Source organism: Nitrosopumilus sp., assembly GCF_025698945.1.
In the GTDB taxonomy this organism is placed as follows: domain Archaea; phylum Thermoproteota; class Nitrososphaeria; order Nitrososphaerales; family Nitrosopumilaceae; genus Nitrosopumilus.
Window position 1 is genome coordinate 263723 of record NZ_JAILWM010000001.1, and the last position, 25970, is coordinate 289692.

Consider the following 25970-nt stretch of genomic DNA (forward strand, 5'->3'; position numbering starts at 1 on the left):
TAAGAAATGGAAAGGGTGTTTTGGGTGAATAACATTGGCCAAAGAATCTAGATTCAAAAGCAGGACTGCAATTTTCAGATCCTTCATAAATTGGCAAGCTTGGCACTATCCACATTCCCAGAAATATCCCTGCACCGATTAGAACATACCCATAAACTTCCAATTTACTCACCAATTATTATCAAAAGTCTAGTTTTCATTTTCTAATCTCCCATTCGCAATACTGTCTATCAAGATGGTGCGTCCCGTTATCAAAGTAATCAGGACCAAAATACCAGTTCTGTTCTGCAGGCTTTGCCTCAAAGCAATGATAAGTTAGTAATTCAAGCGAATCGGCCCACTTGCAGGTATTGCTATCAATGTAATTTGTTCCATTATGATAAGCTCGAAGTTCAGCAGATATAGCATTGTAACTTCCATCAGGATTCTGTGCCGGAATTTCACCGGACCTTAGTTTTTGTGCATAATCACATTTTTCAAAAATTCCTTGAACCTGTATCATGGAATCAATATCCAAAACTTGTTCTCCTGTATCAGGATGATTTCTATAGATGGGGTTTTGGATACCTGTATGATTGGACATATGTATCCATCCAACACCCGGAAACAGTTTGTATCCGAGAGCAAGCATGCTGTTTCTTTCCTCATTTGAAATGTCAAGGCTGTCAGAAACACTGTTGATTCCACCAATCTCAATGTGTTGCGTGTTTTTTTCAAACGGAATTCTCAAAAGAATTGGAGAAAGTTTCTCAAATTTTGTGGGCTTGCCATCAACTGTTACAGAGTAAACAAATGGTGCATCTGAAGGAAGATACAACAATCCACTAGGCATGACAATTTGAAGATAACCTCCCTCAGATTCACCCAGCAAAAGAGTCAAGGAATTTGATTGTTCATCATACAGAACATCATTAACTGTACCACCGGAAACTTGATACTGGCTTCCATGAGTAGCACCAGCCGTGGTTTTTATTTTGTAATCAGATGAAGGGACAGAATCAAAAATATCTGAATCCCCACTTGCCGTGATCCAATTTCTCTCAATCAGTTTTTGTTTTGTTTTTTCAGACACACATGCAACAGAGCCATCATGTTTCTGTATCAAAAACAAGTTTTCTTTACATTGAATCTCATCAATTGGAACTCCTGACTTGAATTGATTTAGTGGAGATAAGGTAACATGGATTCGATTTTTTTCTAGTTCCATACATTTTTCTCCATAATAAGGCATGCACCATTCCATAAACTCGTCAAATGTTTTTTCTTTGATTTCTAGAGGAAGAATAATTGAGTGTTCAAGAGATTGATTTGGATCATGTTCTGCAAATGCAATGCCAATAAATCCAACTAAAACAAGTAATACAATATACTTCATACAGTATGAAATCCTAGTCTGTCATTGAAAAGTGCTTCTGAGGTTTTGTATCCAACTCATGAATATTTTTTATAAAATATTTGCAATGAAGAAAACACTGTTGTAGAGATTTTTTGTGAAATTGTTAGTTGTTTATATATCAAAACATCATTACCTAAAATATGAATCAAGAAATAAAACTTGGGCATTGGTAAGCAGTATCCAAAAAGATAAAAAATCAATTGATCTCAAAATGATTACTCCACAAATATCATCACTTGTAGATGAATGGTAATCATAGATGAAAAATAGGCATACAAAAGAACAGTAAAACTTATGAATTTATGAAAATTGTTCATTTTGTGTTGGGATTTTTTGCTTTATTCATAGTTGCAATTATGATCGGTTCAGTTTCAAACGCCTATGCAATCACTGATTTTACACCCCTTCAAAATATCAGTAACAATTCTCATGATTCTATTGCACCTTTTGTGGTAACTGACGGAAAAAATATCTTCATTACGTGGTCTGAATTCACATCTGCACATAAAAGTTCAGATATCCTTATTTCAAAAAGTACTGACGGCGGGGTTACATTCAGCACCCCAAAAAATATCAGTAACAATTCTGGTGCCTCTACTACTCCCTTTGCCATAGTGGATGGAGCAAATATTTTCATCGCCTGGACATACAGATATCAAGATGACAGTCATTCTGAAATCTACTTTTCAAAAAGTACAGATGGGGGCAATACGTTTAGCACTCCACAAAAAATAAGTAATGACTCATCTTTTTCATCTTTGCCTTTTTTGACTATTGATGGAAAAAATATTTTTGTCACGTGGTTTGATATTACATATTCTAACAACAGATCATACAAAAACATGGAAGTATCATTTTCAAAAAGTATTGACGGAGGAGATACATTCAGTGAGCCAAAAAATATTAGCAATAATGAGGGATTTTCCTCATTCCCCTCAATTGCAAGTGATGGCACAAATCTCTTTGTTGCATGGCAAGATAATACGTCCCTGAGCAACACAGACATACTTGTCTCAAAAAGCACTGATGGCGGTGCAACATTTAGCACTCCATTAAACATCAGCAACAGCGATGATGGCTCAGTTGGAGCTCATGTTGCTACTGATGGCACAAACATTTTTGTCACGTGGTTTGAATTTCACAATGGAAGTGGTGATGTGTTTTTTGCAAAAAGCACTGATGGCGGTGCAACATTTAGCACTCCCCAAAACATTAGCAATAACAAAGAAAACTCTGTTACACCATTTATGATTACGAACGGTACAACCATCTATATTACTTGGACTGATTCAACATCAAAAGACAGCTGGATAGTCTTGTCTAACAGCACTGATGGCGGTGCAACATTTAGCACTACACAAAAAATAAGTAATGATAATGGATTTTCAGATGGACAATCATTTACTACTGATGGCACAAATCTCTTTGTCACATGGGAGTATCGTCAGTTGTTAACATCCCCCTTGGATGTTTTTTTCTCAAAATCAAACCAGAATCAAATAGAGACACATGAAGAATCACCAGAAAATCCACTCCTTGATGAATTCTCGCAAATTTCTGATGCAGAACAAATCCCAGACTCGTATACAGAGATTCCAAACTACACAATAGGCACAGTAGAATGGGTTGACTCCACACCTCGTCTTGGAGGCTATGGTGTTGTAAAGATAACAGATCCTGACATGAACATCAATCCAGACAGAGTCGACATATTCACAGCAAAGGCATGGTCAAAAACAGATCTCACTGGAATCAATTTAGACATGATTGAAAGTGGACAAAATACTGGTGTTTTCTATATTGATATTGAATTCACCTCTGAAAAATCTGGCATACAAATGCTCAAAACCATTCCAGGAGATGTGGTGACAGTATCCTATCTTGATTCAACAACACCTGGAGGCAAAGAAATTGAATTGATTGATAGCATGGATATCACTTTAGATTATGTTTCACCACATAAACAGCTAAAATTAGGAATTTCTATTGATGAAATGCAATGCAAAGAAAATCTTGTTCTAATTCAGAGACATGATGGTTCTCCTGCATGTGTCACTGAATCAACCAAACAGAAACTAATTGAGAGAGGATGGACTGGCTTAACTCTGACAACAAAAGAATCTTTATTGAAACGTTACAGTAACCTGCCAGAAGTAATGGCATTTTATGAAACATATTCAGACGCAGAAGCTTCAGTAAAGAATGATCATGTATCTTATTTTGCAGGAAACGAAGATGATTTTCGCATTAGGATGGATTTGGAATTTAACAAAAACTTTAAGGTAGAAAATATGGAGCTTCATTGCTATGTGAAAAGAGTCCATCAAAATGATGTACCTCAATCATTCATTCTAAAATATTTGAAAGACTATACGTGTGATGAGAATGGTTCACAGAGAACTGGAAATATTCAGATTAGAGGAGACATGGCTGATCAAATCTGTTCTGTTATCGATTATGAATGTCCTTCATATTTCATTGGAAACATGCAAGAAGATGGCTCTATAATTGCGTTAATCACCTCTTGGGATGCAGATACAGAAACAGAAAAACAATTTGTGTTTATTATTAAAAATGACACTCTGAGTTACGATGTAACGACAAATGAAAACTAGCAATATTTTACTTGTAATTTCTGTTTTTGTAGTTGGTTTTATTCTAATATCCATAAACTATTCTGCAATATCTGACTTTTACACATATTCTGTTCCACTAAACAAAGCCAAAATAGTTCCAAACTTTCCTATACAACCAAATGAGTTCCAAGAGACACATGATGAAAAAGATTCCACATGTTATACCACTCCGTCAATGAACCAGTATTGCTACAAAAAACCAAAGATACATGACCCACAAAACAGAGACCACCTGAGTTCATTTATCACTGGAAATAACGGGATTAACGGCGAGCTTCACTTTGATAGAGTAGGTCTTGAAGGAGGAATATTTACAATAAAGAACATGAAACTCATTGATGAAAATACCGCACTGTTTACGTTTGCAGACAAGGACTATCGCATAGGAAACAAGGACAGAACAACATATGAGATTACTAAAGACTTTGAATTTGATACAATTGTTGAAAAATACGATTCATTTATCACGCATTGCGGAAACTTTGATGGCACTGGTGCAACCATAGTGCAATATCTTGGAACTACGACAATTGATGATGTGGATTACTTTTTGACCTGGCATGCTGTAATAGAGCCAGAAGACAGATTCCAGTGTGAGTATCCGGAGATCATTCGGTACAGCTTGAATCATGATTTTGGAGAGTTATAGAAAATGAAAACTAAATACGTGATCACAATTATTGGAATAATATTTGCGGGTGTATTTACAATCATTACTCCTATCGTTTATGCTCAATGTATCTACAATGATGACTGGCCTGATGCTCCGTGTTTTGATACGGGCCCTGTAAGTCATTTGGACTTCAATAAAGCATGGGCTCCGTATTATGATCACAAAGGTTCGGAATGGATGGAAACAAAAAGAATTGAACTCCATCAAGTCTTAGAACAAGGAACTATCGAAGAATGGGTTGAGAAATTAGAAAATCACAATGTTTACCAATATTATTTATCCAGAAATGAAATTCAAAGCAGTCTTCCATATGATAGTTTTTTTGTAAAATATGATCCTACTTTCATTCCTCCTGAATATATCTCAAATGAAACTCTGATCATTTTATTTACACTAATTCTAACTTTAATTACAATTGTAAGTTTCATTATGTGGAGAAAAAGAAAATGAAAAGTAGAGTTCAAATCTGTCGTGATTTGAATCATGAATAGTCTATCTTCGTCGTTTGCGTTTTAAATAATCAGATATTATCTTGCTTGCCAATTCATCAGGCAGGATATCTTTCTTGTTTGACTCACTTGCCAATTTTTTGGCATTTGTTTTGGATAACTTGAATGATATGTTTTGTTTTACGCGCATAGATTTTGCACACTTTAACAGTTTAGGGTGTGATGATTTTGGGGCTTGTGATAGTGCTACAAGATACTTTTTTCGTAGCGATGAATCTAAAGTAGATATTCTTTGCACTATATTTTCTGCCTTTGATACATTCGGCACAATGAAATACAGTCTTGTCATTTCATCTCTGGAAATAAGTGATGGGACTAACAATTTCAGTCTGTCTGGAACTCCTGCAAATCCGAGATACTTGTTCAATGTTGATGGTGACATGCCCATTGATTTGGCAGCTGCTGATTTTCCAATCTGTTCAGTTAGAAATTTGCAGGCATCGGCAATCTCTTTGTGATTCATGTCGTTTCGGTGTATGTTTTCAACCACTGATGCTGCCTTTGCATTTTCCAGATCATACTCTGTTTTTTTAGTAAGCAGGTGAACTGGGATCTTTTTTGCGCCCAGCCTTTTCATGGCAGCTAATCTTCTCTGACCTGACATTAGCAGGTATGTGTTCTTGCCTTGCTTTTGTACTAATGGTGGATTTAACAGTCCTTCAGTTCTAATTGATTTGGCAAGCTCTGAAATTCCTTCCCTATCTAATTTTCTTGCCTGTGCTTCTTTCCATACTTTAATTTGTTTAACCGGTATTTCTTTTAGTCTGTATGAAATGGTTGGTTTGTATCTTGCCACCGTATACTCATACTGATATCTTTCTTAAGTAAGATTGGGTTTATTCTAAATTATTTTGATGTTAATTATTTAAACTAAATATGATTCTGAACTTGTTTCTTTGATTCTAAACATTATACTCTAAAATATCTAAATTTATTATGCAAAACATAGATCTTATTGTATGAGTTTAATTCATTAATGATTATTTTTTTAAATTCACCGTATGGCATGTAGAGGATTGTGTATACGATACAAATCAAAATCAAATTCCGGAAATAGTCATTATGCATTGGGTCATAAACGATGCTCTATATGTGATATTTTTGTTAGTTGGGATGGAACCCATTGCCCATGTTGCAATATGGGTCTTCGAACCAGACCAAAAAATGCCAATGCACGAAATCAATTATTGCTGATAAAGCAATATAGAAAAAACAATGCTTGAAATGTAATTTTGAGTTAGAACGAGTTCAAATCCATATGGATTAGACACAAAACATCAGAAGCACTTTTCAATGATAGAATAAAATTTCATACAGTATGAAGTGTTTAGCTATTTTTTTTGGTCTTGTTGGTGTGATGGTATTTTCACCCGTATTTGGATCATCTGAGACTCCGGAAGAATTTATCTATGTTCTACAAGGAGCACAAAATGAAAGCTGCAAGTTCAATGATACATGCTTTAACCCCTCAACACTTGTAGTTTCGCCCAACACCAAAGTTACATGGGTTGCTCAGGAATCCGGACATAAGATATCTAGTGGCATTCGTACACAAACTGATGTTGGAATAAATACTGATTTTGATGGAGAATTTCAAAGTAATTATCTTAATGCAAATGATACGTTTTCACATGTTTTTACAAAATCTGGAAAATATTCTTTTCATAGCTGGATATTTGGCCATGCAAGTGGGCAAGTTATAGTTACAAAATCAAATGACTCTCCAGTTTATTCTGCTGAAAAATGTGATTTGCTTCACGACTTGAAAATTTATGAAAATCTTTTACATAATGACGTTGTTGTAAGGACGTTTCTTTCCAAATATCCAAACGCGGTATCTTTTGTAAATGGAATTGATGAATCCAGTCCACTAAAAGCACCTATTGTTTACGAAGATGGAACAGGTGACAAAAAAGTATTTCTTGTCGTATATGTCCGAGAAGAAGGTGTCCTGTCAACTGACTGCTTTTCGCCTGTAATTTACACATACAAGTATTACAAAGACAACAAACCTGCGAGTCTACAATACTATTACAATGAAAAACAACTCATGGTTGATTTTCTAAATAATCACATCATACACAGTCCATTAAAACAGCATACATTCGGAATCCCATTTGATGAAATACAGTGCAAAGAAAATCTTGTTCTAATTCAGAGACATGATGGTTCTCCTGCATGTGTAAAACCAGAGTCAATTAACATTCTTGTTCATAGAGGATGGGCTGATGGGTATTTCTAAAGATTTAGACTTACAAGCATTGTAATTTTATACCTAGTTTTCATTATCTGTCCCATTCATCATACATTACTATGTCTTCAAAATATTCTATTACAGTAAAATCCTTTTTCAAAAATGTATGACCAATTTCTATCTGAAATGTATAGTTGCCAAGAGTAGAAATTACCACGGGATTAATTTCATTAGATATTGTATATTGGAATAGTTTCGGTGTTGTAGGTTCTGTAACAACACATCCTGAGTGATATGTCTTCTTCCATATTGTGGAATTGTCTTTAAAATCAACTATTCGTGCATCCCATGAATCACACATATGATAACCCATCTTCTCAATCGTTATGAACATTGGTTCGTCAACTACCATACGTGAGTGCAGTCCTCTAATTTTGAATGTTGGTGCAATGTTTTCCCAAATCCAATCTTCATAGGATGATAGATGTGCCCACTCTGGAATTGAGAACGCACAACTCATACTTCGCCATTTAGCGAACTGTATTGAAGTTGGTATTATTTGGTCTTCTGATAATGGCTTTGATTTTGCATCAGTTGAATCGTTGTACTTTTCTTGCTCTTTTACAAACTCATTCATGGAATTGTCGAAAGTCCATGCACAGTGTTCCTCATCAGATAGTAAACTAATGTCTGTAGTTTGTACTGTTTGGTTACGGATTTTATTTTCTTTTATGTCAGATAGTATGGATTCTCGGATATCTCTCCATTCTTTAAGCTGTTTTAAATCCTGATTATACTCATACTGATTAATGCCATACACAATGCCAAAGATTCCTGCAACAGATAATCCAATAACAATTATCAATAGTCTAGTTTTCATTTTCTTTTCCACCAATAGATAATTCCAAGAATGAAGGACACACTAATACCACCAACAAGTAATGTCAAAATTATTACTTCTAAATTATTTCCAGACATTGTAACATATGGATCATGTGCTACAGGAGGTTGGCAAAGTGCTTGACCATTTCTACACCTTTCATCTAATTGATTAGTGGAGAGTGAGGATTCGCGTGGTGGCATTATTACCCAAGTATTTTCAGGTAATGGAATTATTTCAGGAGTATATTTCATGTATATCCTTAAAGATTCATCAAATATTTTGATTTCAGATCCATCAATCCAATCAAAAGAAATCTGGACTTTCATAATCGGAGGCAAAGAATCACTCATACTAATTGATGGGTGAATTTGCAAGGTATTTGGAATTGCATGATCTTGATAAAAACCCCAATCATCTACAAATTCTTTTGCAGATTCCATTGCATAGTTTTCCCAATCTAGGTGAATTCCTAACTTTCTAACATCATTTTCATTTAAATCCAAATCATAAACCGCCCTGCAAAAAATATTGCCTAGGGTTGCACTTCCATCATACCTTGGACTCCATAGAGTGTGACAGATTTCTAGCAGTTCATCAGGAGTGCATGATTCATCAGCATGTCCTACTTGTTTATCACAACTAGCATCTACATTAAGGAAAACAAATGGAACTAATGCAAGTGCAATAATTATCAATAGTCTAGTTTTCATATCAATCAAAATACTTCCTGTACAATGCTCTAACAGACGGTGGTTTTACAATTAACAGTATTCCAATTATTGTAAATGAAAACCCAACTATTGGGACATATATTATTGAAAAAATCACATCCATAGTTTGCACGGTTGGGATTGTTGTAAACATAAACAACAACATCAATCCCTGAAATGCGCTTGGAACTCCAAAGTATAGAAGATATCCTGCAACAATTAGCACAAGATAGGGCTTGCTAGGTCTTTTCTTTCGTTTAAGAATCAAATGTGCAATTAACAAAGATATGCCAACTATTCCAAGCATCATTGGAACAAACATGAAAATTGAATTCCATTCAAAAATTGACTGCCAATAGCTTTGGTATTGCGGTTGATCCATCTTATTTTTCTCCGCAATATCCAGTACAGGTTTCTAGTATTTCCCACATGCAAGTATCGTTGTTAAAAATATGAGTACCGTTTCTAATTCTATGTTCGTTGTTTTCTACGTGTTGCCAAGGTATGCAAAGACTGTCAGAATTTGGATAGTTTTCTAATAGTTGCCACTCACATGTGTTATTGTCAATGAAATGTGTCTGATTTGTATAAGAGAGATAAATATCAAGCACGCCAAGACCGATTGAATCGTTAAAACAATAATTATAGATTTTTTGAAGTTTTGAAGGTATAGTAGAATAACTACCCGAATCAATTCCTTTTAAATCAAGAATTTGTTTTGACAGATCTTCGGTATAGGAATAATATTGATACACATTCCAATGCGAGTGATCATCTTTAGTTTGATCAATCCACGCATGAAAGGTATTATTCAACATGGATTCAATCATTTCCTGTTTTTTTGTCTCCATCCACTCTTCTCCCTTGTATTCATAGAACTGAATTGATGTCTCAGGTCTGCATGGGACATGACGATTTTGTTCTTTGTCAAAACAAGGTGCAACGTCTGCAAATTGGATTTGAAGTAGAATAAGAAATAAACCAATAGAAATAATTGTAATGATTCCAATTATTGCTAAAATACTAGTCTTCATCTTCTTTTTCTCCAAAACAAAAGTAATCCAACCGTCAATCCGGATCCAACTAAAATTCCTACAAGTATTACAATCATGTTAAATTCAGGATCAACTTCCCATCCTCCTGTGGGGATTTTCTTTAAAGCTAATTGATATCGCTCGTCATCGATGTAGGGATCATGAATGGTGGAACTTTCATTTATCATGAACTCGTCAAATTGCCATCTATATTCACCTGTATTTGGAGCTCGTCCAGAAAAAAAGTAATATTCATACACATTTCTATTCTGAATCGACTCATCTACCCATTCTTGTAGAGTGTTTTCATTGATTGCGTTGTTTAGTTCTGTACGCTTTTGTTCCATGAATTCAGTCCCTTTGTAAGAATAGTATTGACTCCATTTGTTTATCTCTTCTTGATCATATCTTCCATTTCCTATAGAATCAAGACATGGTGCATCAAGCCAATCTTCGTTTTCAAAACAAGATGCAAATGAATTTGAAATTGGGGTTAACAATCCTGCAAACATGAGGATTATCAATAGTCTAGTTCTCATTTTCTATCGAACTATTTTCCCGTCAGCAACTTGAAATTCCAAATAGACTGTATAGTGTGGAATGTCATTCTGTTTTGCTGTAAATGTGTAAATGCCATCCTGACTCCATGAAGAATCTACAACAACACTAGTTCGAAACTCTCCCTCAACAGGGGCAAATGCTGTCCATGTGGATACATCATTGCCATCAGTAGTTATAACAAAAGTAATTTCTGAATCTACCCTGTCAGTCTTTCCTACAAACTCCAAGGAATAATCATCAAGATGGTTCATTGTGTAAAGCTCAATTCCGGAAATCTTTATCATCTCTGCATTCTCATCAATGGAAAATCGCTTTCCATCAAGAGTTCTGCATTCTAGTATTGGCCAGTTTGAGACATCGGTGAAATGGGAAGCCTCTTGGCACTCATAAAATGACTGGACATTTGGAGCAATACAATCTACAAAGACATTGGCGTTTCCAAATCTTGCAGAACCAAGATCCCCCTCAATTGGGTTATACAGGGAGACTGAGACGCCAGAATACCCGTCTACTGTAACTCTTTCAATGTGTTCCAAGTCTAAATCAAATCCGCGAGTGGGATAGTAGCCGCCATTAACCAGAATATGGGTTTTTTCAGAACATGTCTCTTTTATGGTACCAGATGTATGGCCATCAATTTTCCAAGATCCATGATTGGCATGAGGAAACGCCCATCCACGAGATACCAGTTCGCGTAAAGTATCAGGGGATACACATGCAGTCTTTGAGTTGTCTACTTTGTATGCTGTAAACATTCCAAAATTACAATCTCTTGCCAATGAGACATTTTCTACAATTACGTAATCATCAAGATTTGCAACGATTCCTCCATGTGAAGAGGATTCTTGAGCAAATGCAGTACCTGCAAAAATAGGAATCAACAATAATGCATACAGTAAACGGTTCATCTTTTGATTAATGAATTTCTGCAGAGTTGATAAGTAATTCTAATGAATTACAATGTAGAGTTTAACGATACCTTTACCGTGTAAGTCTTTAATTTTCAATTTTTTCATTCTTATGAATTGTCTTGTAATGTCTTTGCAAAAACCCTTCTCCCTGCAACATCTTGCCACAAATCTCACATTTTACCCTGTTTCGCATGTTCATACTATCATAATTCATAATTTAATTGTGGTTTAGTGCAATGTGTGCTCGCAGTCTTGTGATGAGAATCTTTTGGCTGCATTCTGGACAGTTTACTGAAAACATGCCGAACTCTTCTTCTGAAATTAGGTATTGATTAACATTACTATTCATTACTATAGATTACTATACATCACTCTCTTTTATGTATTACTTTAGATCATTTTTGATTACTTCCAAATTTGGGAGGCTAACGATAAAACAAATGGAGAAAAAGTGAAAAAATGAAAGAAAAATTTAGTGTCTCAATCGATGAGGACTTGTTGAAATGGGTGGATTCTCAGATTAAATCAAAAGTATTTGCAAGCAGATCTCATGGAATAGAATATGCTCTAAATGAGTTAAAGAAGAAAAAAGACTAATGGCAAATTCCCTTGATTTTATTACAAATTATTGTTATGGATTGGATTAATTGTAGCAATTTATCTTTGTTTTCCTCGTAAAGTATTTCCGAATTTGTATTCTCAATAATTGTGGGATATCGTCCAATTTCTTGATGTGGAAAAGTCAATAAACCATATTCATACCATTCAAATGCCGTATCAATCATTTTCATTTTTATCATGAAATCTGTTGCATCCTTCGATAACGAATTTGGTCCAGTTCCATAAAAATAAGGCTTAACTTCAAGCATAAATTTTTCTAAGATTAATTTTGCATTTTTTTGATCATTATTTTTTATTGCATTGAGATAATCTATTATAAATAATGGAAGTTTTGATTTTAATTTTACAGGTATTTTCTTTTTTAACAAATTAGCAAGAAATTCAGGTGAACCCAAATAATTATGTAAAACTGAAAGATATTTTTTTGTACTTGTATTATTTTTAATTCTAATTCCATTTAAAATATTTTGTTCATTTTTATTCAATTTTATTCCTAGTGAACTTTTCCAAAAAAGAATTTTATAATCATGGGATTGTTCTACTTTTTTAAAAGTTGTTTGCAAAGTAGTAAAATGTTCAATTGTTGATTCTAATACTCTTATTATGTTTTCATCCTTTTCATCATTTTTTTGATTTTCCAATATTGTGATGGCCTCTTTTAGAATTTCAAAATATTGTAAATGCCCTAATTTGTGTACTTCAGTTACAAGATTAAATTTCAAAAGATATGCTTTGAGGTATTTTTCTAATGCTTGTTGGATTGAATACGCTGCAAATCCATAATCTTCTATTTTGAATAAATACATAGAACGGTCTAAATCATATTCTGCCTTTTGCATAAAATCCCGAAAATCAATCATATTAATCTCCTATGTTGGAATGACAATTGGCACATCTCCTAGCATTTTTTTTAACAAATGCTCCACAATACGGACATCTACGTCGATCCTGTGAAATGGCATATAGGCCAGCTGCTCCAAGAATTAATGCTAATGCTGCCCATGACATATTGAATGATCATTTGAGTTTGTAATAGCAATTACGGGAAAATAATAAATGAAATTTATGCATTTGAAAATGTAAATTTTTCAAAAATATTCTAATTATTTTAATTTATTTAGAAAATGATCAGTCAGACCCTCAAAATCTAGAGTTTCTTTTTCATTATCAAGGAAATTTCGAATTGAAGACCAAGTTTCTTCTGAAAATTCATCAGTAGCTATAATTCCTGATAGCAGAACAGTATTGATTACTGTAGTAAAATTAACGTCTTCCCCTCGTCCAGCAATGAGCCCACCTTGAATTTTTCTTAATTGTTGTTCGATCTCCTTATTCAATGTAACTGTGATTCTATTCATCTTAAATTCAAAGAATCTTAGAATCTTTTCTATATAAGCATTCTTAAAAATGTAAATCTATCATTTTGCATTATTGACACTACTAATTCATTCGTTAATTACGGGAATAATCGTAATGATTTTGGTATTAGGAATTTCAATTTTTACTTTAAACACATCTTTTCAAAATGATAGTATAACTTGGATAACCTTAGTTCTTTCCTTAGGTTCAGGAATTATAATTACATTAATTGTAAATGATAAAGCAAAACTAGCACATCAAGAAGTTATTACATCCCAACAAACAATTACTGATTTATTAGAAAAATTGGAAGAGACTGATAAGAAACATCAAAAAGTTTTGAAATTGCTTCAAGATAGTACAGAAAGCAATGAACAAAGAGCTAAAGATGCAATTCTGATCAATTTAATATACATTAAAAATATGTTAGAAAAAATTTTCAAACATATTGATAAGAATAATATACAAAAAAAAGATTTTAAATTGATCACAGATGTCTTAAAACATCTGGAATCCTCAATTGATTTGACAATGCAATCACTTAATGTGGTTGGAGTACAAATTAATGAAAATAAGAAAAGTCAAATTAACTCATCGTTAGAAACTTTAAGAAAAATCATTATTGCATCATTAGTAATCACTGATGAAAATTGGAAAAAAACTGGAGAGTTATTGCATAAAAGTTTTAAAAACTTTGAACATATAGTAGATGATATGAATAATTAAATATAATATGTAATTTTATTTTTCATGTAATCTTCAACTAATTTGACATCCTTCACCCAAACTCTTGCGCCCATTGGATGAACATATTTTTTTGGTTTTTCAAAAACTTCTGCTACCTCTATTTCCCATGCATAAGAAGAAAAATCTGGAGATAAAAAAGAAACATCAGATTTATGCAAATCTTTTGTTTTCTTGAGTTCTTTGATTGATAAAGGCCCTTTTGAATTTTCAATAATTATTTTACCAAGTAAGTGTCCTTTAGATAATAACCCAATCTCTGTACCAATTTTTTCGGAGGGAGGTTTTCTTGAACGTAACTCCCATTTTTTTTGATTGTTTATTATCATATTTGCATATGGTTCATTAATAATTAATCCGTCCATTAAGTTATCCACCCATATTTTTTTCTCAATCTTTGAAGAGCTTTTTGTCGCATTTCTAATATCTTATTGTCAATGATATTTAGATATTCCATGCTTGTTTTACCAAGAATTTCTGAATCATTATTATTCTTTAGATAATTTTGAATTCCTACATACATATCAAGAGAAAATTTTTCAAGTATGGGGTATTTTTTAGCTAAATTTTCAAATCTCTCTTTCTCAATATTGTTTTTAATTTCATCATGTTGAATGATGTTTTTCCAAAATTCTAAACAATTAATCAAAATTCTAAAAGTTGTCATTCTACTTTCTTTTAATGTTGATGAGCTTATTTTAAATGGATTGTATAAATATCGAGAGTTTATATTTTCATCTAAATCTATTGCATAAAGAGATAGTATTCTAACAAAACATGCCATACATATTCCACACATTTTTGAAATACCTTGAGATGTGGAACAAGACCAAGTATGTTCGATCAATGTTTTTGTTTTTGACATCAATATAACTTCAGATTTTGTTTTGTTAATGAAAGGTGTTTGAACTTTGATCTTAGCATTTGTTATTTTTTTAAAAATCTCTGTCCATTTCTGAATCATATCTGGATTGGCTGTTCTAGTTGGAGAAACAGTTGATGCAACAGGATAATTAATCATTAAAGGTCCATTTTCAGGTATTATAACTTTAGTAATTCCATGTTCTGCTGCAATGCAAAGTAAATTTGTTAGAAAAGTTACACCGCGTATATGTAAAAGAGGAATATCTGCAGTACTTTCTAAATCAAGATTACTGAAAGAAATTTTATGATTTTTAGGAATACATTTTTGATATACTTCTCGGGCTACGTGATACATACGATGACTTGTATGTGTATGGTGTAATAATCCTCTAGAGTTTCTAAATTCATCAATTAATGGTAATGAGCCACTATCTAATCCACCAGAAAATAAACTTACAAAATCAAAATTAAAATCACCAAATATCATTGGTCTTTTATGTTTCGAAATTTCTGAAAATTCAAATTGTATTTGTCTGTCTGTTAACCATTCAAAAAATTCCTCAAAGATTTGTTTATTCTCATTAAATTTTTTAAAATTTTCAACCGGAACCAAAATCTTTGTAGGTTTGGTTTTTTGTTTAGATTCACCTTTATGTGCACCCACAATAATTCTTTGCATATCCGAAAAATCTTCATAAATGGGAAAATTACGTCCCTCTAAACCATATGTGTTTTTAGGTCTACTGATAGTCAATTTTTCTTTAATTCTTTTTCAATTTCTTCAAGTAAATCCTTTCCAAACTCCTCTCCACTATTATTTTCTTCATCTCCAAGAAATTCAGCAGATAGTTCTGAAAAAGACTTGTTTTTAATTTTGTTAACAGCTTTGCGTGCTAATTTTTCTGCTCTTTTTTCAGCTTCAAGTAATAAGTTATCTCTGATTTCTCTAACCTCTGGTTTTTCTATTTTTTTATAAAGTTCTTCAATTGTTATTTTATCATCATGATAAAATGCATTTTTATAAAGTTCAAAAAAATAGTCTTGTAATTCTTTAGATAACAAATTATTTTCTCCTTTTAGATAATGTTTCTGAAAGAGCAGAACGGATTGAGTCTCTACCAGCTAACGTGATCTGTTTACTGATATTTTTGGGAAGTTTTGAAATTGCTTCTCCTGAAATTCTAGTCCCTGATGCAGTGGGAGTTTTTTTAGATTCTTTGTATGCTATAATTCCAGCAACAAGAACTCCTGCAAGATAACTAGAACCACCACTTTTTCTTACAGCTTTTGTAATGTGTCCAGAGGCTTTTTTATAATCATCTTTATCAATTTCTTTTTTTACATTATTTCGTAATTTCCAAGAACGTATGTTACTTCCACGTTTAGCTAATTTTCTATTTGGTTGAGTTCCCACAAAATTACAAATTACAATAATTTAAAAAGTGTATCGTAAACTCATAAAATATGATATGATCGCATTTCTTAACTGATTTTAATCTATCTCAGAAAAATACACTTTCAATTGAAAATTGGTGCAAAAATTTAAGATGATGACTTGAACTTAGAGTTTGTTATGTGTTAGATATTTTAATCGCATATCATGTTACGCGATTTGTTGTTAACTCCAATTAGAAATAATTCAATAAGGTCCTAATTATTCGTAGTGATATATGTCATTATTGATCATAAGAGAAGTATTACAAAAATCAAATATGGCATTTGAGAAAATCTCACAAAATCCTAACTATTTCAGATTATCTATTATTTTGTTTATTGTTGCATGTTTTTCATCATTTTTTGCAGAAATATCTGAATTATTCTTTCAAACATCTCATGGTTTTAGAGGTACACCAAATCTAGCTTTCCATGTGGTGAATTTTGGTGGAATTGTATTGAATAATTTTCTGATAATTCTATTTGTTTTTTTCATTGGGCGAAAATTAGGTGGTAGTACTAGTTTTAGGCAAATATTCACAAGTATGTCGTTTTGTTTGATTCCTGTTATTATAGGGACAATGATCTTGGCATTAAGCACTTTTTTCTACTTTTTTAGCATTCCATCATATGACACATTATCTCCATCATATGCATCAACTTTCATGTTATCCCCACCAATGTTAAGTAATTTTATCATCATTCCGTTTTTTGTCTGGTCATTGATATTGTATTTCAAATCCATAAAAATTACAAATAATTTCACAAATTTCAAGACAATTCTTACTTTGGGTTTGGCGTTTCTTTTAATGTATTTGGAATCAATGTTTTATGATTTGACCACAAGTATTCCATTACAATTTCTGTATCATTAGATTTGATTTTCATTTCAAAACATACTCTGACACTACAAAATTGATAATTTTTTTACATTTTCTTTGAAATTAAATTATTTTCAATGTTTTTCAAATTTTTATAATCTCACAATTTTTTTCCATTTGAATTGATTTTTCATATCCATCTCAAAAAATCAAACAAAATCACAATTCATGCCTGAGACAATTGGACAAAAGTCCACAAAAGTTTGATTTTTGTCCAATTGTTTGTCTATTTTTGTGGATTTTCACGCCTGAAAAAAACCACAAAATGGACAAATCCACAATTTCCCTATATTATGGGTGGTTGTGTCTGTTTGTTTGTGATTATTTTTGTGAAATTATTGTTTTATAGATTAAATTAGTTTAATGTAATTGATAACGCGCGCGTCTAGACGAAATTGTGTATCTTCTTTGTAGTTTATTGTAATGTAGTAATTATTGTTATAATTTTTCTTTTTCTTGTAATTGCTTGATGTAGTTAGGATCTGAGAACTTTTTTGCTTGTTCCTCAAATAGTTTGACAACTGAACTCTCCCAATCCTTATCTCTGGTTTTCAGGTTATTTTGCAGTGTTTGTATTGTATTTTCAAGCTCTTCAATTTTTTGTGTGTTCTCTTCTAGTTCTGAGATTTTCTTGTTTTGCTTGTCTATCTTTATCTGGTTTCTAAAGTCCTCTCCAATTGTTATCTTTGGTTCAAGCTCAATGTATTTCTCTAATCTGTCCTCATTGCTTAGTCGATAATATTGCTCCATGTATCCGCTGTGTCCGATTAATGCATGTGCATATTCGAGTCCATGTGTGTTTGATGCTTGCGTCTCAAAAAATGCCCTAAAGGAGTGCAAAGTTATCTTGTGTACTGTAGAATTGTCATATTTTGCATCAAGTTCTGTTTTTTTCCTCAAATTCCAGAAATTCAGGATTTCATTGTCAACTGACTTTCTAATGTCCTTGTTTGCACTAAATACAAGCTCATCTTGATTCATTTTTTTAATGATTGGTAATAGGTAATGCTCTGCCTCCTTTGAAATGTATGTCTGGCGTTCTGTATTCTTTTTGGTGAGTTTTGCAGGGATGGTAATGCATATTCTTTCTTGAGAAAAATCAAAATCGCGCTTTTTTAACCCCATTGTCTCACCAATTCGCATTCCAGAACTAATCAGTACAGTATACAGTGCCTTTCTCTTTGGTTTTGAATTGTCAATTAATTTTCTGATTTCTGTCAGAGTAAGAGCATGTCTCATGTTTTTTGGATCCTCTGGTAGTGTAATGTCTCGTCTTAGATTGTAATGATTAATTCGTAACTGGTGATATGCAAAGTATTCTACTGCTGTCTGGTAGTATGCAACTGAAGTGCTTGCCTTTGAATCCTCGTGTTTCCAGTGAAGATACTTTTGAAACAAGTCAACCATTATTGATTCGTGTCTTGCCTCTGGCAGTTTCTTAATGTCCTCAATTACTTGCTCTGTAGAGTCCTTGCCAAACTTTGCAAATGCAAACTTGTCAAAGCTGAGCAGTGCTCCCTTGCAAAAATCAACTGTACTTGTAGACTTTGACTTGTTGAACTTGTTTGTGAGAAACTTGTCTCTGGATCTCAACACATCAAGATATCCCAACTCGTCAATCTTTTCTTGCTCAATCATTTGATGATATGGGGCGATCAAGGTATAAAAGAAATACTAACCCTTTAGAAAATTACTTGCTTATCTTTCTAACTCTTTGATTTTAGAAGCTGCAATCTCAGCTGCTCTTTTTCCAGAGTATAACATTGAACCAAATGTTGGTCCCATTCTTGCAAGACCATGTGTTTCTGTTACTGACATTCCTGCTGCAATTAATCCTGGGTATACCTCTCCTGTTTTGTGCACTACGTGTTCTTCTCCGTCATTTACAAACATTGGCTCCATTCCTTTCCATTTGGCCAATCCTCTATCCACTAATCTTTTTACTGCAACAGAATCATGACCTGAAGCATCAATGATAATTTTTGCTTCAAATGCAACTGGATCAACACATGTGATGTTTCGTGGCAATGCTGAAACTGGCATCCAATTAACAACAATCCCTGCTACTCTGCCATTTTTTAAAACTAAATCATCAAATTTTGTTAGTTGTAAAAATTTTACACCTGCATCACATGCTGCTGCAATTAATTTTGAAACTGCGTGTGGTCCTGGTGTCAAGTATAATCCATCTGCTACTTTTTTGTAAGGAACTCCCAACTCATCCCAAATTTTTTGAGCTGGTTCTCTAACTGTGACTGGATTCATCATATATCCTCCTAACCAATAACCTCCGCCAAGATAGTTGTTTTGCTCAATAACTAAAACTTTGTAACCCATGTTTGAAAGCTCTCTGCTTGCTGTCAAACCTGCTGGCCCTGCACCAATAATGATAACATCTGATTCTGCTCTATCAATTAACACATCATGAAATTCATTTGCAATTGCTCTTGTGATTTCAACTTCACGAACATCAGTAAATATTTTAGATGATTGTTCAGCAACTGTTGCTTCTTGCATGTCGATATTGTTTTTCTGAATAATTAATACTTTCCCACAAATTTTTCAAAAATTAGGTGATACTAATAATTTGATTGAGAATTCTTACTAACAATAGGAAAATTTAGTTCATTCCTGAAATTATTTCTCCTAAAACATCCCAATATCATAAATTTATAACCAAACAAAACCAATTTCAAATGTATTAACCGTGTCTGAATTAAAACAATCATCTCCTGAATCTGTAAAACCTAAAATTAATTGGGCAAGAATAGAAGAGGCAGATAACTTTGCTAAAACAGTAAAACTCTTCCGTCAAGGCAAATATGACGAAGATAGCTTTAGGCGTTTTAGACTCCAAAATGGGGCATATGGAACCAGAATGACTGGTGACTATGCTATGGTTAGAATAAAACTCCCAGCTGGTGAAATTTATCCTCAACAACTTGAAAAGATATCTCAATTAAGTGAACAGTATTCTATTGGCAGTGCTCATTTCTCAACTAGAGAAAATATCCAACTTCATTGGGTTATTCTTGAAGATGTTTCAGAAATTATGCGTGGTCTAGCTGACGTTGGATTGACATCCCGTGAAGCATGTGGTAATTCTGTTCGAAATGTAATGTGTAGTCCATTATCTGGTGTTTGCCAAGATGAAGAATTTGATGCAACCCCCTATGCACTAGCTACTGCAAAATTCTTTTTAAGAAATCCAATGGCCCAAAATCTCCCAAGAAAATTCAAATTCAATTTTACATGTTGTGAAAAACATGGAATGGTAAGAATGGTTGATGTTGGGTTAATTCCACAAACAAGACAACTTGATGGCTCTACTCAAAGAGGATTCAAAGTATTTCTTGGTGGTGGATTGGGAAACAGATCTTTTGTTGGTCATCAATTAGAAGAATTTACTCCAGAAGAAGACTTGCTCTATACTTCAATTGCTGTGATGAGAATATTTGATAGATTAGGGGATAGGAAGAATCTTGCCAGAAATAGAATGCGTTATCTAGTAAATGATATGGGATGGGAGAAATTCCAGAACCTTGTTCTTAAAGAACGTGCAATTGTTCGTGCAACACAGTCTATTGTAACACAACTAGATCTTGATCAAACCAAAGATGAAATTAAACGACCAATCCGAATCACTGATGAAAGTGGAAGTTCATTACCTGATGGTTATGCACGATGGCTAAAAACAACTACCGTGAAGCAAAAACAATCAGATTATCGTACAGTGTTTATCACTTTAGAAGCTGGTGATATTACATCAAATCAACTTCATGTGTTGGCAGATATTGTCAAGAACTTTTCCTCAGAAGGAAAAGCACGCGCAGGCTTTGTTCAAAATCTAGCATTACGCTATGTTCATGAAGATGATTTGCCAAGTTTGTACTCTAAACTTCTAGAGGTGGGATTGGCAAAGTCAGGATCATTAACAATGACTGCCCCTATTGGCTGTTCTGGAACCACCTCTTGTAACCTTGCATTGACAAACTCACATAGACTAGCCAAAGAAATCCAACGAAAATTCCTTGAACTAAAACTAGATGAAGATGAAGATTTGACAGATTCTTCAATTAAGATTAGTGGATGTCCAAATTCCTGTGGGCAACATGGAATTGCTACAATAGGATTCTTTGGTGGCGGGGCTCGTGTCGGAAAAGACATGTATCCAAATTATCAAATGTCTTTGGGTGGACGTTCTGATGGTGAAACAATGTTGGGTCTAACATGTTTGAGAGTTCCTGCAAAAAGAGTGATTCCTGTAATTCTAAAAATAATAGAAATATTCAAACAAAATAAAAAATCTGGTGATACTCTAAAATCCTGGGTTCACCGTGTTGTAAATAATAGTGAAGATTCAGAGATTAAATCCATCAATGATATCAAAAAAGTTTTGGAAACTATGGTCGTTCCTCCAACAAAAGAAGAAGATCCAGATTTTTATCTTGATTATGGCAGCGATACAAGTTATCATACCAAAACTGGTAAGGGTGAATGTGCTGCTTGACAAAATCTGGTAAAATAACAACTGATGTAGAAACTCTACGATCAGAAGTTCGAGACAAAAGTGTTAGAGTGATTGATGTTCGAAGAGAAGATGATTACAAACAAGATCATATTCCAACTGCAGTTAACTTGCCCTTGGCAACTTTGTTATCTGATGATAGTCCAGAAAAAGTTTTGAAGCTTGTAAATTCCATGGGAATTGATAATGAAACCCCTGTTGTAGTTTATGATGATACTTTTGGTGCTCTTGCATCAAGAGTTGCTTGGACACTAGAATACATTGGACATTCGGATGTTACTTTACTTGAAACTACTTATGGTAATTGGAAATCCATGGGGTTAGAATCTGATTCTCAAATCCCTGAAATTCAAAATAAAGAACACTCTCTAAATTTGCAACCTGAAATCTTGGCCACCTCTGATTACTTGGAGAGTGCAAAATCAAGAGATGATGTGATACTAATTGACAATAGAGAAAGATTGAACTATCTCGAGCAACATATCCCTGGAGCAATCAGCCTTCCATATAGAACTCTGGCCTCAAATGATAAAATTTTACGCTCAAAAGAGGACATGAAACGCCTACTAGATAATAGGGGCATTACTGGAAATTCTGAAATAATTACCTACTGTGGAAGCGTGGGCACCCTCTCTGGATTGGCATACTATGCACTAAAATCTGCTGATTTGCCAAATGCAAAATTATATGTACGCTCCTTTAAGGAATGGAAAAACCTCAACAAGCCTACTGAAAAACAGGCTGATGCAAACTATTGGGATTTATCTGCAGAATAATTAAGAGATCTCGTTTCTGAGTTTCTTTGTAATTGTAACTTCGACATTATCAAACAATACCAACATCTTATCTTTATTTTCAATAAGATAGTCTTGACCTCTGTCCTTTAATCTAATCTTCCATAATCTAATCTCTCTGTGTTCATCAAAGAAATTCTCAATCATTTGTTCTCCTGATTTACTTGGATCAATAAATTCATCAAAAATCTCAATTGTTTTATCTACATCTTCTTCTTCTATTGCTTCTCTAACTGATTGAATTGCTTGACTCAATTCTTTCAAATTCTTTACTGGTTTAGGTAATCTCTTCTTTGTAATTCCGAATAATCCTTTCTTTTCTTTTCCCATTTTTTCTGCAATGTTGGGTGCAAGATCATAAATTGGTATTTTACTTAGGCCATCACGTTTTTCATTTTGTATGATCAAACCTTTTTCTAATAATTTTCTTAATGCGCTTTCTGCATCTGCTTTATCAAGAAATGTTGTCCAGACAATTGCACCTAATGTATGGTATCCTTGTCTTATTGATTCCAAAACTACGACTTCTTGAATTCTCTTAAAGCCTTCTTCGATTCTGACATTTGCAAAGTCTTTATCTCTAATTGATTTTCTTGCATTTTTTACATCGATTTCTATCGAACGCTTTAATGCCTCAAGTGATTCTGGTACTTGATTAAGTAAAGAAAGAAAACATGCTTTGTTATACCATGCCATTCCGTAAGTTGGATCTGACTCTATAGCTTTTTCAACTGAATCAAGTGCTTTTGAATAATTTTTTTGTTCATAATGTACTAATCCTTTGAGATTCCAAGCTTCTGGATTTGTGACATCTATATCTAAAATTCTGTCATAAATTTTTAGAGCCTCTCCATGATCATCTATATGGAATCTGGCATATCCTAATTTCATCAAAGTTTCAACATTATTTGGATCAATTCTTAGTGCTTGTTCAAAAACTACAATTGCATCTTCTAATTTTTCATCTGCCATCAAATTGATGCCTTTTTTGAATAATTTTTTACGATTATAATCCGAATCAACTATGCTTGTTTCTTCAAATTCTTCTTTTTTTGAGATTGATTCTTCGGGATCCTTTGATTTTTTACTGAAAGGCTTTTTCACTAGCTCAAAATGCAATTTTATCTAGATAAATACTATCCCCAACGAGCCTACTGGTTCCCTTGCGTAAATCAATGATAGTCTTCAGCGATCTAAATACAGAAATACTTGGAATATACACAAACGTTTGTGTCATCTCAGTCACGATTAGAAATTCAAGGACAGGCACCATTTAAGCAATCAGGTGTTTATGAAGTTCAAATTGCAATTACAGATAGTAAACCATCTGATGAATCTGTAAGAACTAAACAATTTCAATCATTATGGAGAGGAAATTTTCATCTTAGAGTAAAGGATGGGATTTTTACTGAAACAATTGGCTCTCCTGAAAACCCTCTTCCCTCATCAATTGAATCATTAGATAAAATTTGGATTGTTGTAACTGATCTTTTCTCTTCATTACATTCTGTTTTCGATGTCTCTTTAGGAAAACCAAAAAGAACACCAAAACCTGAAACTGATTCAGAAACTGATTCTGAATCTATTACTGAAACTCCAACAAAACGTTCAACTAAATCTCGTTCTAGTTATGATGATTATCAAGGTTCATCTGGATTGCAAGGAAACAAAGGACCTGATGGTCCACGTGGTCCTCCCGGTGACAAAGGACCTATGGGTCCACCCGGCCCTCAAGGTCCTCCAGGTGGTAAAGGACCTGATGGTCCTCAAGGACCAACTGGTGACAAAGGACCAACTGGTGACAAAGGACCAACTGGTGACAAAGGACTTTCAGGAGAAAAAGGAATTACAGGAGAAAAAGGAATTACTGGTGATAAAGGAGATAAAGGTGACAAAGGACCAACTGGTCCTCCAGGAGATAAAGGTGACAAAGGTTCTACTGGTCCAATTGGTGACAAAGGACCCACAGGATTAAAGGGTCCAATAGGTCCACCCGGAGAAAAAGGACCAACTGGAAGTTCGGGTGACAAAGGTTCAACTGGACTTAGAGGTCCTCCGGGAGAAAAAGGAGATAAAGGTGCACAAGGACCAACTGGCGATAAAGGATTAACCGGACCAACTGGTCCACCCGGAGAAAAAGGCCCAACAGGACTTAGTGGTGTTCAAGGAGAAAAAGGAATTCAAGGTCCTCCTGGTCCCGTTGGCGAAAAAGGTCCAGTAGGTCCACCCGGAGAAAAAGGTCCAATAGGTCCACCTGGTCCACATGGCGATAAAGGATTAACCGGTCCAACTGGTCCTTTGGGTGACAAAGGTCCAATAGGTCCACCTGGTCCAATTGGAGAAAAAGGAAGTAAAGGTCCTGAAGGTCCTGTTGGCGAAAAAGGCCCACAAGGCCCACAAGGTCCAGCTGGGTCTAAGGGATTAACAGGAGTTCCAGGTCCACAAGGAGAAAAAGGAGAAAAAGGTCCAACCGGTCCAATTGGCGAAAAAGGTCAAACTGGTTCTACAGGTCCTCCCGGTGACAAAGGTCCACAAGGCCCACAAGGCCCACAAGGTGAACGTGGTACAACTGGTCCTGCAGGAGAAAAAGGCCCACAAGGCCCACAAGGAATTCAAGGCCCACAAGGAGAAAGAGGTCCTACCGGTCCAATTGGATCTGTTGGAGAACAAGGTCCACCCGGAGGACAAGGTCCAGTAGGTCCACCCGGTCCTAGAGGTCCACCCGGTCCACCCGGAGAAAAAGGTCCATCTGGAGGAATGTCTTCAGAACAAAAAGCAATCTTCAAAGATTTGTTAGAAATTTTAACTAACAAAAATATCATATCTACTGAAGAACAAATAAAATTGATGAGCTATCTTTACTAATTTTTTCTAATTTAAAATTTTAAAAAATATTTTCTAGTTTTCACTAGTTGCATATTTGAAAAAGAGAAAACAATTCGCCGTCTAGATGACGATTGTTAATTTGTTGACGATCTTATCGTCTTTTCTTTGCTGCAGTTTTTCTCTTAGGAGCGGCTTTGCGTTTTGCTGCCTTTCTCTTAGGAGCTGCTTTCTTTGCTGCAGTTTTTCTCTTAGGAGCTGCTTTGCGTTTTGCTGCCTTTCTCTTAGGAGCTGCTTTCTTTGCTGCAGTTTTTCTCTTAGGAGCGGCTTTGCGTTTTGCTGCCTTTCTCTTAGGAGCTGCTTTCTTTGCTGATTTTCGTTTAGTTGCAGCTTTTCTTTTTGTAGCCATTACTCC

Annotated in this window: 30 protein-coding genes; 11 read left to right on the forward strand and 19 right to left on the reverse strand. The window is 34.2% G+C overall.

What is annotated here, in order from left to right; translation table 11 throughout:
• Positions 1-196 precede the first annotated feature (196 nt).
• Positions 197-1375, reverse strand: coding sequence for a hypothetical protein (locus K5790_RS01695; protein WP_297591991.1), 1179 nt, complete (start codon positions 1373-1375; stop codon positions 197-199).
• Positions 1376-1490: 115 nt separating this feature from the next.
• Between K5790_RS01695 and K5790_RS01700 the strand changes: the two genes are divergently transcribed.
• From K5790_RS01700 to K5790_RS01715, 4 genes are read left to right on the forward strand one after another with little or no spacing between them, the layout of a single operon-like run.
• Positions 1491-1649 (forward strand): hypothetical protein, encoded by a 159-nt coding sequence (locus tag K5790_RS01700; protein ID WP_297591992.1) that lies wholly within the window; start codon positions 1491-1493, stop codon positions 1647-1649.
• 49 nt (positions 1650-1698) lie between these two features.
• Complete coding sequence (locus K5790_RS01705) at positions 1699-4011, forward strand: sialidase family protein (protein ID WP_297591993.1); 2313 nt, start codon at positions 1699-1701, stop codon at positions 4009-4011.
• Positions 4001-4681, forward strand: a complete 681-nt coding sequence (locus K5790_RS01710; RefSeq protein ID WP_297591994.1) for a hypothetical protein — start codon at positions 4001-4003, stop codon at positions 4679-4681. Before K5790_RS01705 ends, K5790_RS01710 begins: the two co-directional genes overlap by 11 nt.
• A gap of 3 nt (positions 4682-4684) precedes the next feature.
• A complete protein-coding gene (locus K5790_RS01715) occupies positions 4685-5155 on the forward strand; it encodes a hypothetical protein (RefSeq protein WP_297591995.1) in 471 nt (156 codons plus the stop codon).
• 42 nt (positions 5156-5197) lie between these two features.
• On the opposite strand, the gene K5790_RS01720 is transcribed toward K5790_RS01715, so the two are convergent.
• On the reverse strand, positions 5198-6010 hold the full coding sequence (locus K5790_RS01720; RefSeq protein WP_297591996.1) for a ParB/RepB/Spo0J family partition protein: 813 nt from the start codon (positions 6008-6010) through the stop codon (positions 5198-5200).
• Positions 6011-6532: 522 nt separating this feature from the next.
• Here K5790_RS01720 and K5790_RS01725 point away from each other — a divergent pair.
• Complete coding sequence (locus K5790_RS01725) at positions 6533-7456, forward strand: hypothetical protein (protein ID WP_297591997.1); 924 nt, start codon at positions 6533-6535, stop codon at positions 7454-7456.
• Positions 7457-7499: 43 nt separating this feature from the next.
• On the opposite strand, the gene K5790_RS01730 is transcribed toward K5790_RS01725, so the two are convergent.
• Genes K5790_RS01730 through K5790_RS01755 form a run of 6 tightly spaced genes read right to left on the reverse strand, consistent with a single transcriptional unit; the run spans position 7500 to position 11504 of the window.
• Complete coding sequence (locus tag K5790_RS01730) at positions 7500-8288, reverse strand: hypothetical protein (RefSeq protein ID WP_297591998.1); 789 nt, start codon at positions 8286-8288, stop codon at positions 7500-7502.
• Complete coding sequence (locus K5790_RS01735; protein WP_297591999.1) at positions 8285-9001, reverse strand: hypothetical protein; 717 nt, start codon at positions 8999-9001, stop codon at positions 8285-8287. The genes K5790_RS01730 and K5790_RS01735 overlap by 4 nt, the downstream gene beginning before the upstream one ends.
• Before the next feature lies 1 nt (position 9002).
• A complete protein-coding gene (locus tag K5790_RS01740) occupies positions 9003-9383 on the reverse strand; it encodes a hypothetical protein (protein WP_297592000.1) in 381 nt (126 codons plus the stop codon).
• 1 nt (position 9384) lies between these two features.
• Positions 9385-10035, reverse strand: a complete 651-nt coding sequence (locus K5790_RS01745) for a hypothetical protein (protein ID WP_297592001.1) — start codon at positions 10033-10035, stop codon at positions 9385-9387.
• The gene (locus K5790_RS01750; protein ID WP_297592002.1) at positions 10032-10574 is read right to left on the reverse strand and encodes a hypothetical protein; all 543 of its coding nucleotides are present in this window, start codon (positions 10572-10574) and stop codon (positions 10032-10034) included. Before K5790_RS01750 ends, K5790_RS01745 begins: the two co-directional genes overlap by 4 nt.
• 3 nt (positions 10575-10577) lie before the next feature.
• Positions 10578-11504: a hypothetical protein gene (locus tag K5790_RS01755; RefSeq protein ID WP_297592003.1), complete on the reverse strand. Its 927-nt coding sequence runs from the start codon at positions 11502-11504 to the stop codon at positions 10578-10580.
• A gap of 462 nt (positions 11505-11966) precedes the next feature.
• Here K5790_RS01755 and K5790_RS01760 point away from each other — a divergent pair, with 462 nt between their 5' ends.
• Positions 11967-12104 carry a ribbon-helix-helix domain-containing protein gene (locus tag K5790_RS01760; RefSeq protein ID WP_297592004.1) on the forward strand — a complete coding sequence of 46 codons (138 nt, stop codon included), beginning with the start codon at positions 11967-11969 and terminating at the stop codon, positions 12102-12104.
• Here the strand turns inward: K5790_RS01760 and K5790_RS01765 are convergent.
• The 3 genes from K5790_RS01765 to K5790_RS01775 all read right to left on the reverse strand — a co-directional run bounded on the left by K5790_RS01765 (position 12101) and on the right by K5790_RS01775 (position 13486).
• Positions 12101-12988, reverse strand: a complete 888-nt coding sequence (locus K5790_RS01765) for a HEPN domain-containing protein (protein ID WP_297592005.1) — start codon at positions 12986-12988, stop codon at positions 12101-12103. The genes K5790_RS01760 and K5790_RS01765 overlap by 4 nt on opposite strands.
• A gap of 1 nt (position 12989) precedes the next feature.
• Positions 12990-13136 (reverse strand): hypothetical protein, encoded by a 147-nt coding sequence (locus K5790_RS01770; RefSeq protein ID WP_297592006.1) that lies wholly within the window; start codon positions 13134-13136, stop codon positions 12990-12992.
• 95 nt (positions 13137-13231) lie between these two features.
• On the reverse strand, positions 13232-13486 hold the full coding sequence (locus tag K5790_RS01775) for a hypothetical protein (protein ID WP_297592007.1): 255 nt from the start codon (positions 13484-13486) through the stop codon (positions 13232-13234).
• A gap of 121 nt (positions 13487-13607) precedes the next feature.
• On the opposite strand from K5790_RS01775, the gene K5790_RS01780 reads away from it, so the two are divergent.
• Entirely contained in the window at positions 13608-14213 is a 606-nt protein-coding gene (locus tag K5790_RS01780) for a hypothetical protein (RefSeq protein ID WP_297592008.1), read from the forward strand.
• Here the strand turns inward: K5790_RS01780 and K5790_RS01785 are convergent.
• From K5790_RS01785 to K5790_RS01800, 4 genes are read right to left on the reverse strand one after another with little or no spacing between them, the layout of a single operon-like run.
• Positions 14210-14596 carry an ASCH domain-containing protein gene (locus K5790_RS01785; protein ID WP_297592009.1) on the reverse strand — a complete coding sequence of 129 codons (387 nt, stop codon included), beginning with the start codon at positions 14594-14596 and terminating at the stop codon, positions 14210-14212. The two genes, K5790_RS01780 and K5790_RS01785, sit on opposite strands and share 4 nt — an antisense overlap.
• The gene (locus K5790_RS01790; RefSeq protein WP_297592010.1) at positions 14596-15849 is read right to left on the reverse strand and encodes a 7-cyano-7-deazaguanine synthase; all 1254 of its coding nucleotides are present in this window, start codon (positions 15847-15849) and stop codon (positions 14596-14598) included. The genes K5790_RS01785 and K5790_RS01790 overlap by 1 nt, the downstream gene beginning before the upstream one ends.
• Positions 15846-16157 (reverse strand): hypothetical protein, encoded by a 312-nt coding sequence (locus K5790_RS01795; protein WP_297592011.1) that lies wholly within the window; start codon positions 16155-16157, stop codon positions 15846-15848. Before K5790_RS01795 ends, K5790_RS01790 begins: the two co-directional genes overlap by 4 nt.
• Position 16158: 1 nt before the next feature.
• Positions 16159-16509, reverse strand: a complete 351-nt coding sequence (locus tag K5790_RS01800) for a hypothetical protein (RefSeq protein WP_297592012.1) — start codon at positions 16507-16509, stop codon at positions 16159-16161.
• 298 nt (positions 16510-16807) lie between these two features.
• Here K5790_RS01800 and K5790_RS10760 point away from each other — a divergent pair, with 298 nt between their 5' ends.
• The gene (locus tag K5790_RS10760; RefSeq protein ID WP_367182825.1) at positions 16808-17404 is read left to right on the forward strand and encodes a YIP1 family protein; all 597 of its coding nucleotides are present in this window, start codon (positions 16808-16810) and stop codon (positions 17402-17404) included.
• Between the two features lie 444 nt (positions 17405-17848).
• On the opposite strand, the gene K5790_RS01810 is transcribed toward K5790_RS10760, so the two are convergent.
• Together K5790_RS01810 and K5790_RS01815 are read right to left on the reverse strand one after the other, a co-directional pair.
• Positions 17849-19048 (reverse strand): site-specific integrase, encoded by a 1200-nt coding sequence (locus K5790_RS01810; RefSeq protein WP_297592014.1) that lies wholly within the window; start codon positions 19046-19048, stop codon positions 17849-17851.
• 60 nt (positions 19049-19108) lie between these two features.
• Positions 19109-19927 carry a sulfide-dependent adenosine diphosphate thiazole synthase gene (locus K5790_RS01815; protein WP_297592015.1) on the reverse strand — a complete coding sequence of 273 codons (819 nt, stop codon included), beginning with the start codon at positions 19925-19927 and terminating at the stop codon, positions 19109-19111.
• 190 nt (positions 19928-20117) lie between these two features.
• Between K5790_RS01815 and K5790_RS01820 the strand changes: the two genes are divergently transcribed.
• Both K5790_RS01820 and K5790_RS01825 read left to right on the forward strand, forming a co-directional pair.
• Positions 20118-21920 (forward strand): nitrite/sulfite reductase, encoded by a 1803-nt coding sequence (locus K5790_RS01820; RefSeq protein ID WP_297592016.1) that lies wholly within the window; start codon positions 20118-20120, stop codon positions 21918-21920.
• Positions 21917-22714 carry a sulfurtransferase gene (locus K5790_RS01825; RefSeq protein ID WP_367182826.1) on the forward strand — a complete coding sequence of 266 codons (798 nt, stop codon included), beginning with the start codon at positions 21917-21919 and terminating at the stop codon, positions 22712-22714. Before K5790_RS01820 ends, K5790_RS01825 begins: the two co-directional genes overlap by 4 nt.
• On the opposite strand, the gene K5790_RS01830 is transcribed toward K5790_RS01825, so the two are convergent.
• A complete protein-coding gene (locus tag K5790_RS01830) occupies positions 22715-23836 on the reverse strand; it encodes a tetratricopeptide repeat protein (RefSeq protein ID WP_297592018.1) in 1122 nt (373 codons plus the stop codon).
• Between the two features lie 126 nt (positions 23837-23962).
• Here K5790_RS01830 and K5790_RS01835 point away from each other — a divergent pair, with 126 nt between their 5' ends.
• Positions 23963-25597, forward strand: a complete 1635-nt coding sequence (locus K5790_RS01835) for a collagen-like protein (RefSeq protein WP_297592019.1) — start codon at positions 23963-23965, stop codon at positions 25595-25597.
• 112 nt (positions 25598-25709) lie between these two features.
• Here K5790_RS01835 and K5790_RS01840 read toward each other — a convergent pair whose 3' ends face one another.
• The gene (locus K5790_RS01840) at positions 25710-25964 is read right to left on the reverse strand and encodes a hypothetical protein (RefSeq protein WP_297592020.1); all 255 of its coding nucleotides are present in this window, start codon (positions 25962-25964) and stop codon (positions 25710-25712) included.
• Positions 25965-25970 lie beyond the last annotated feature (6 nt).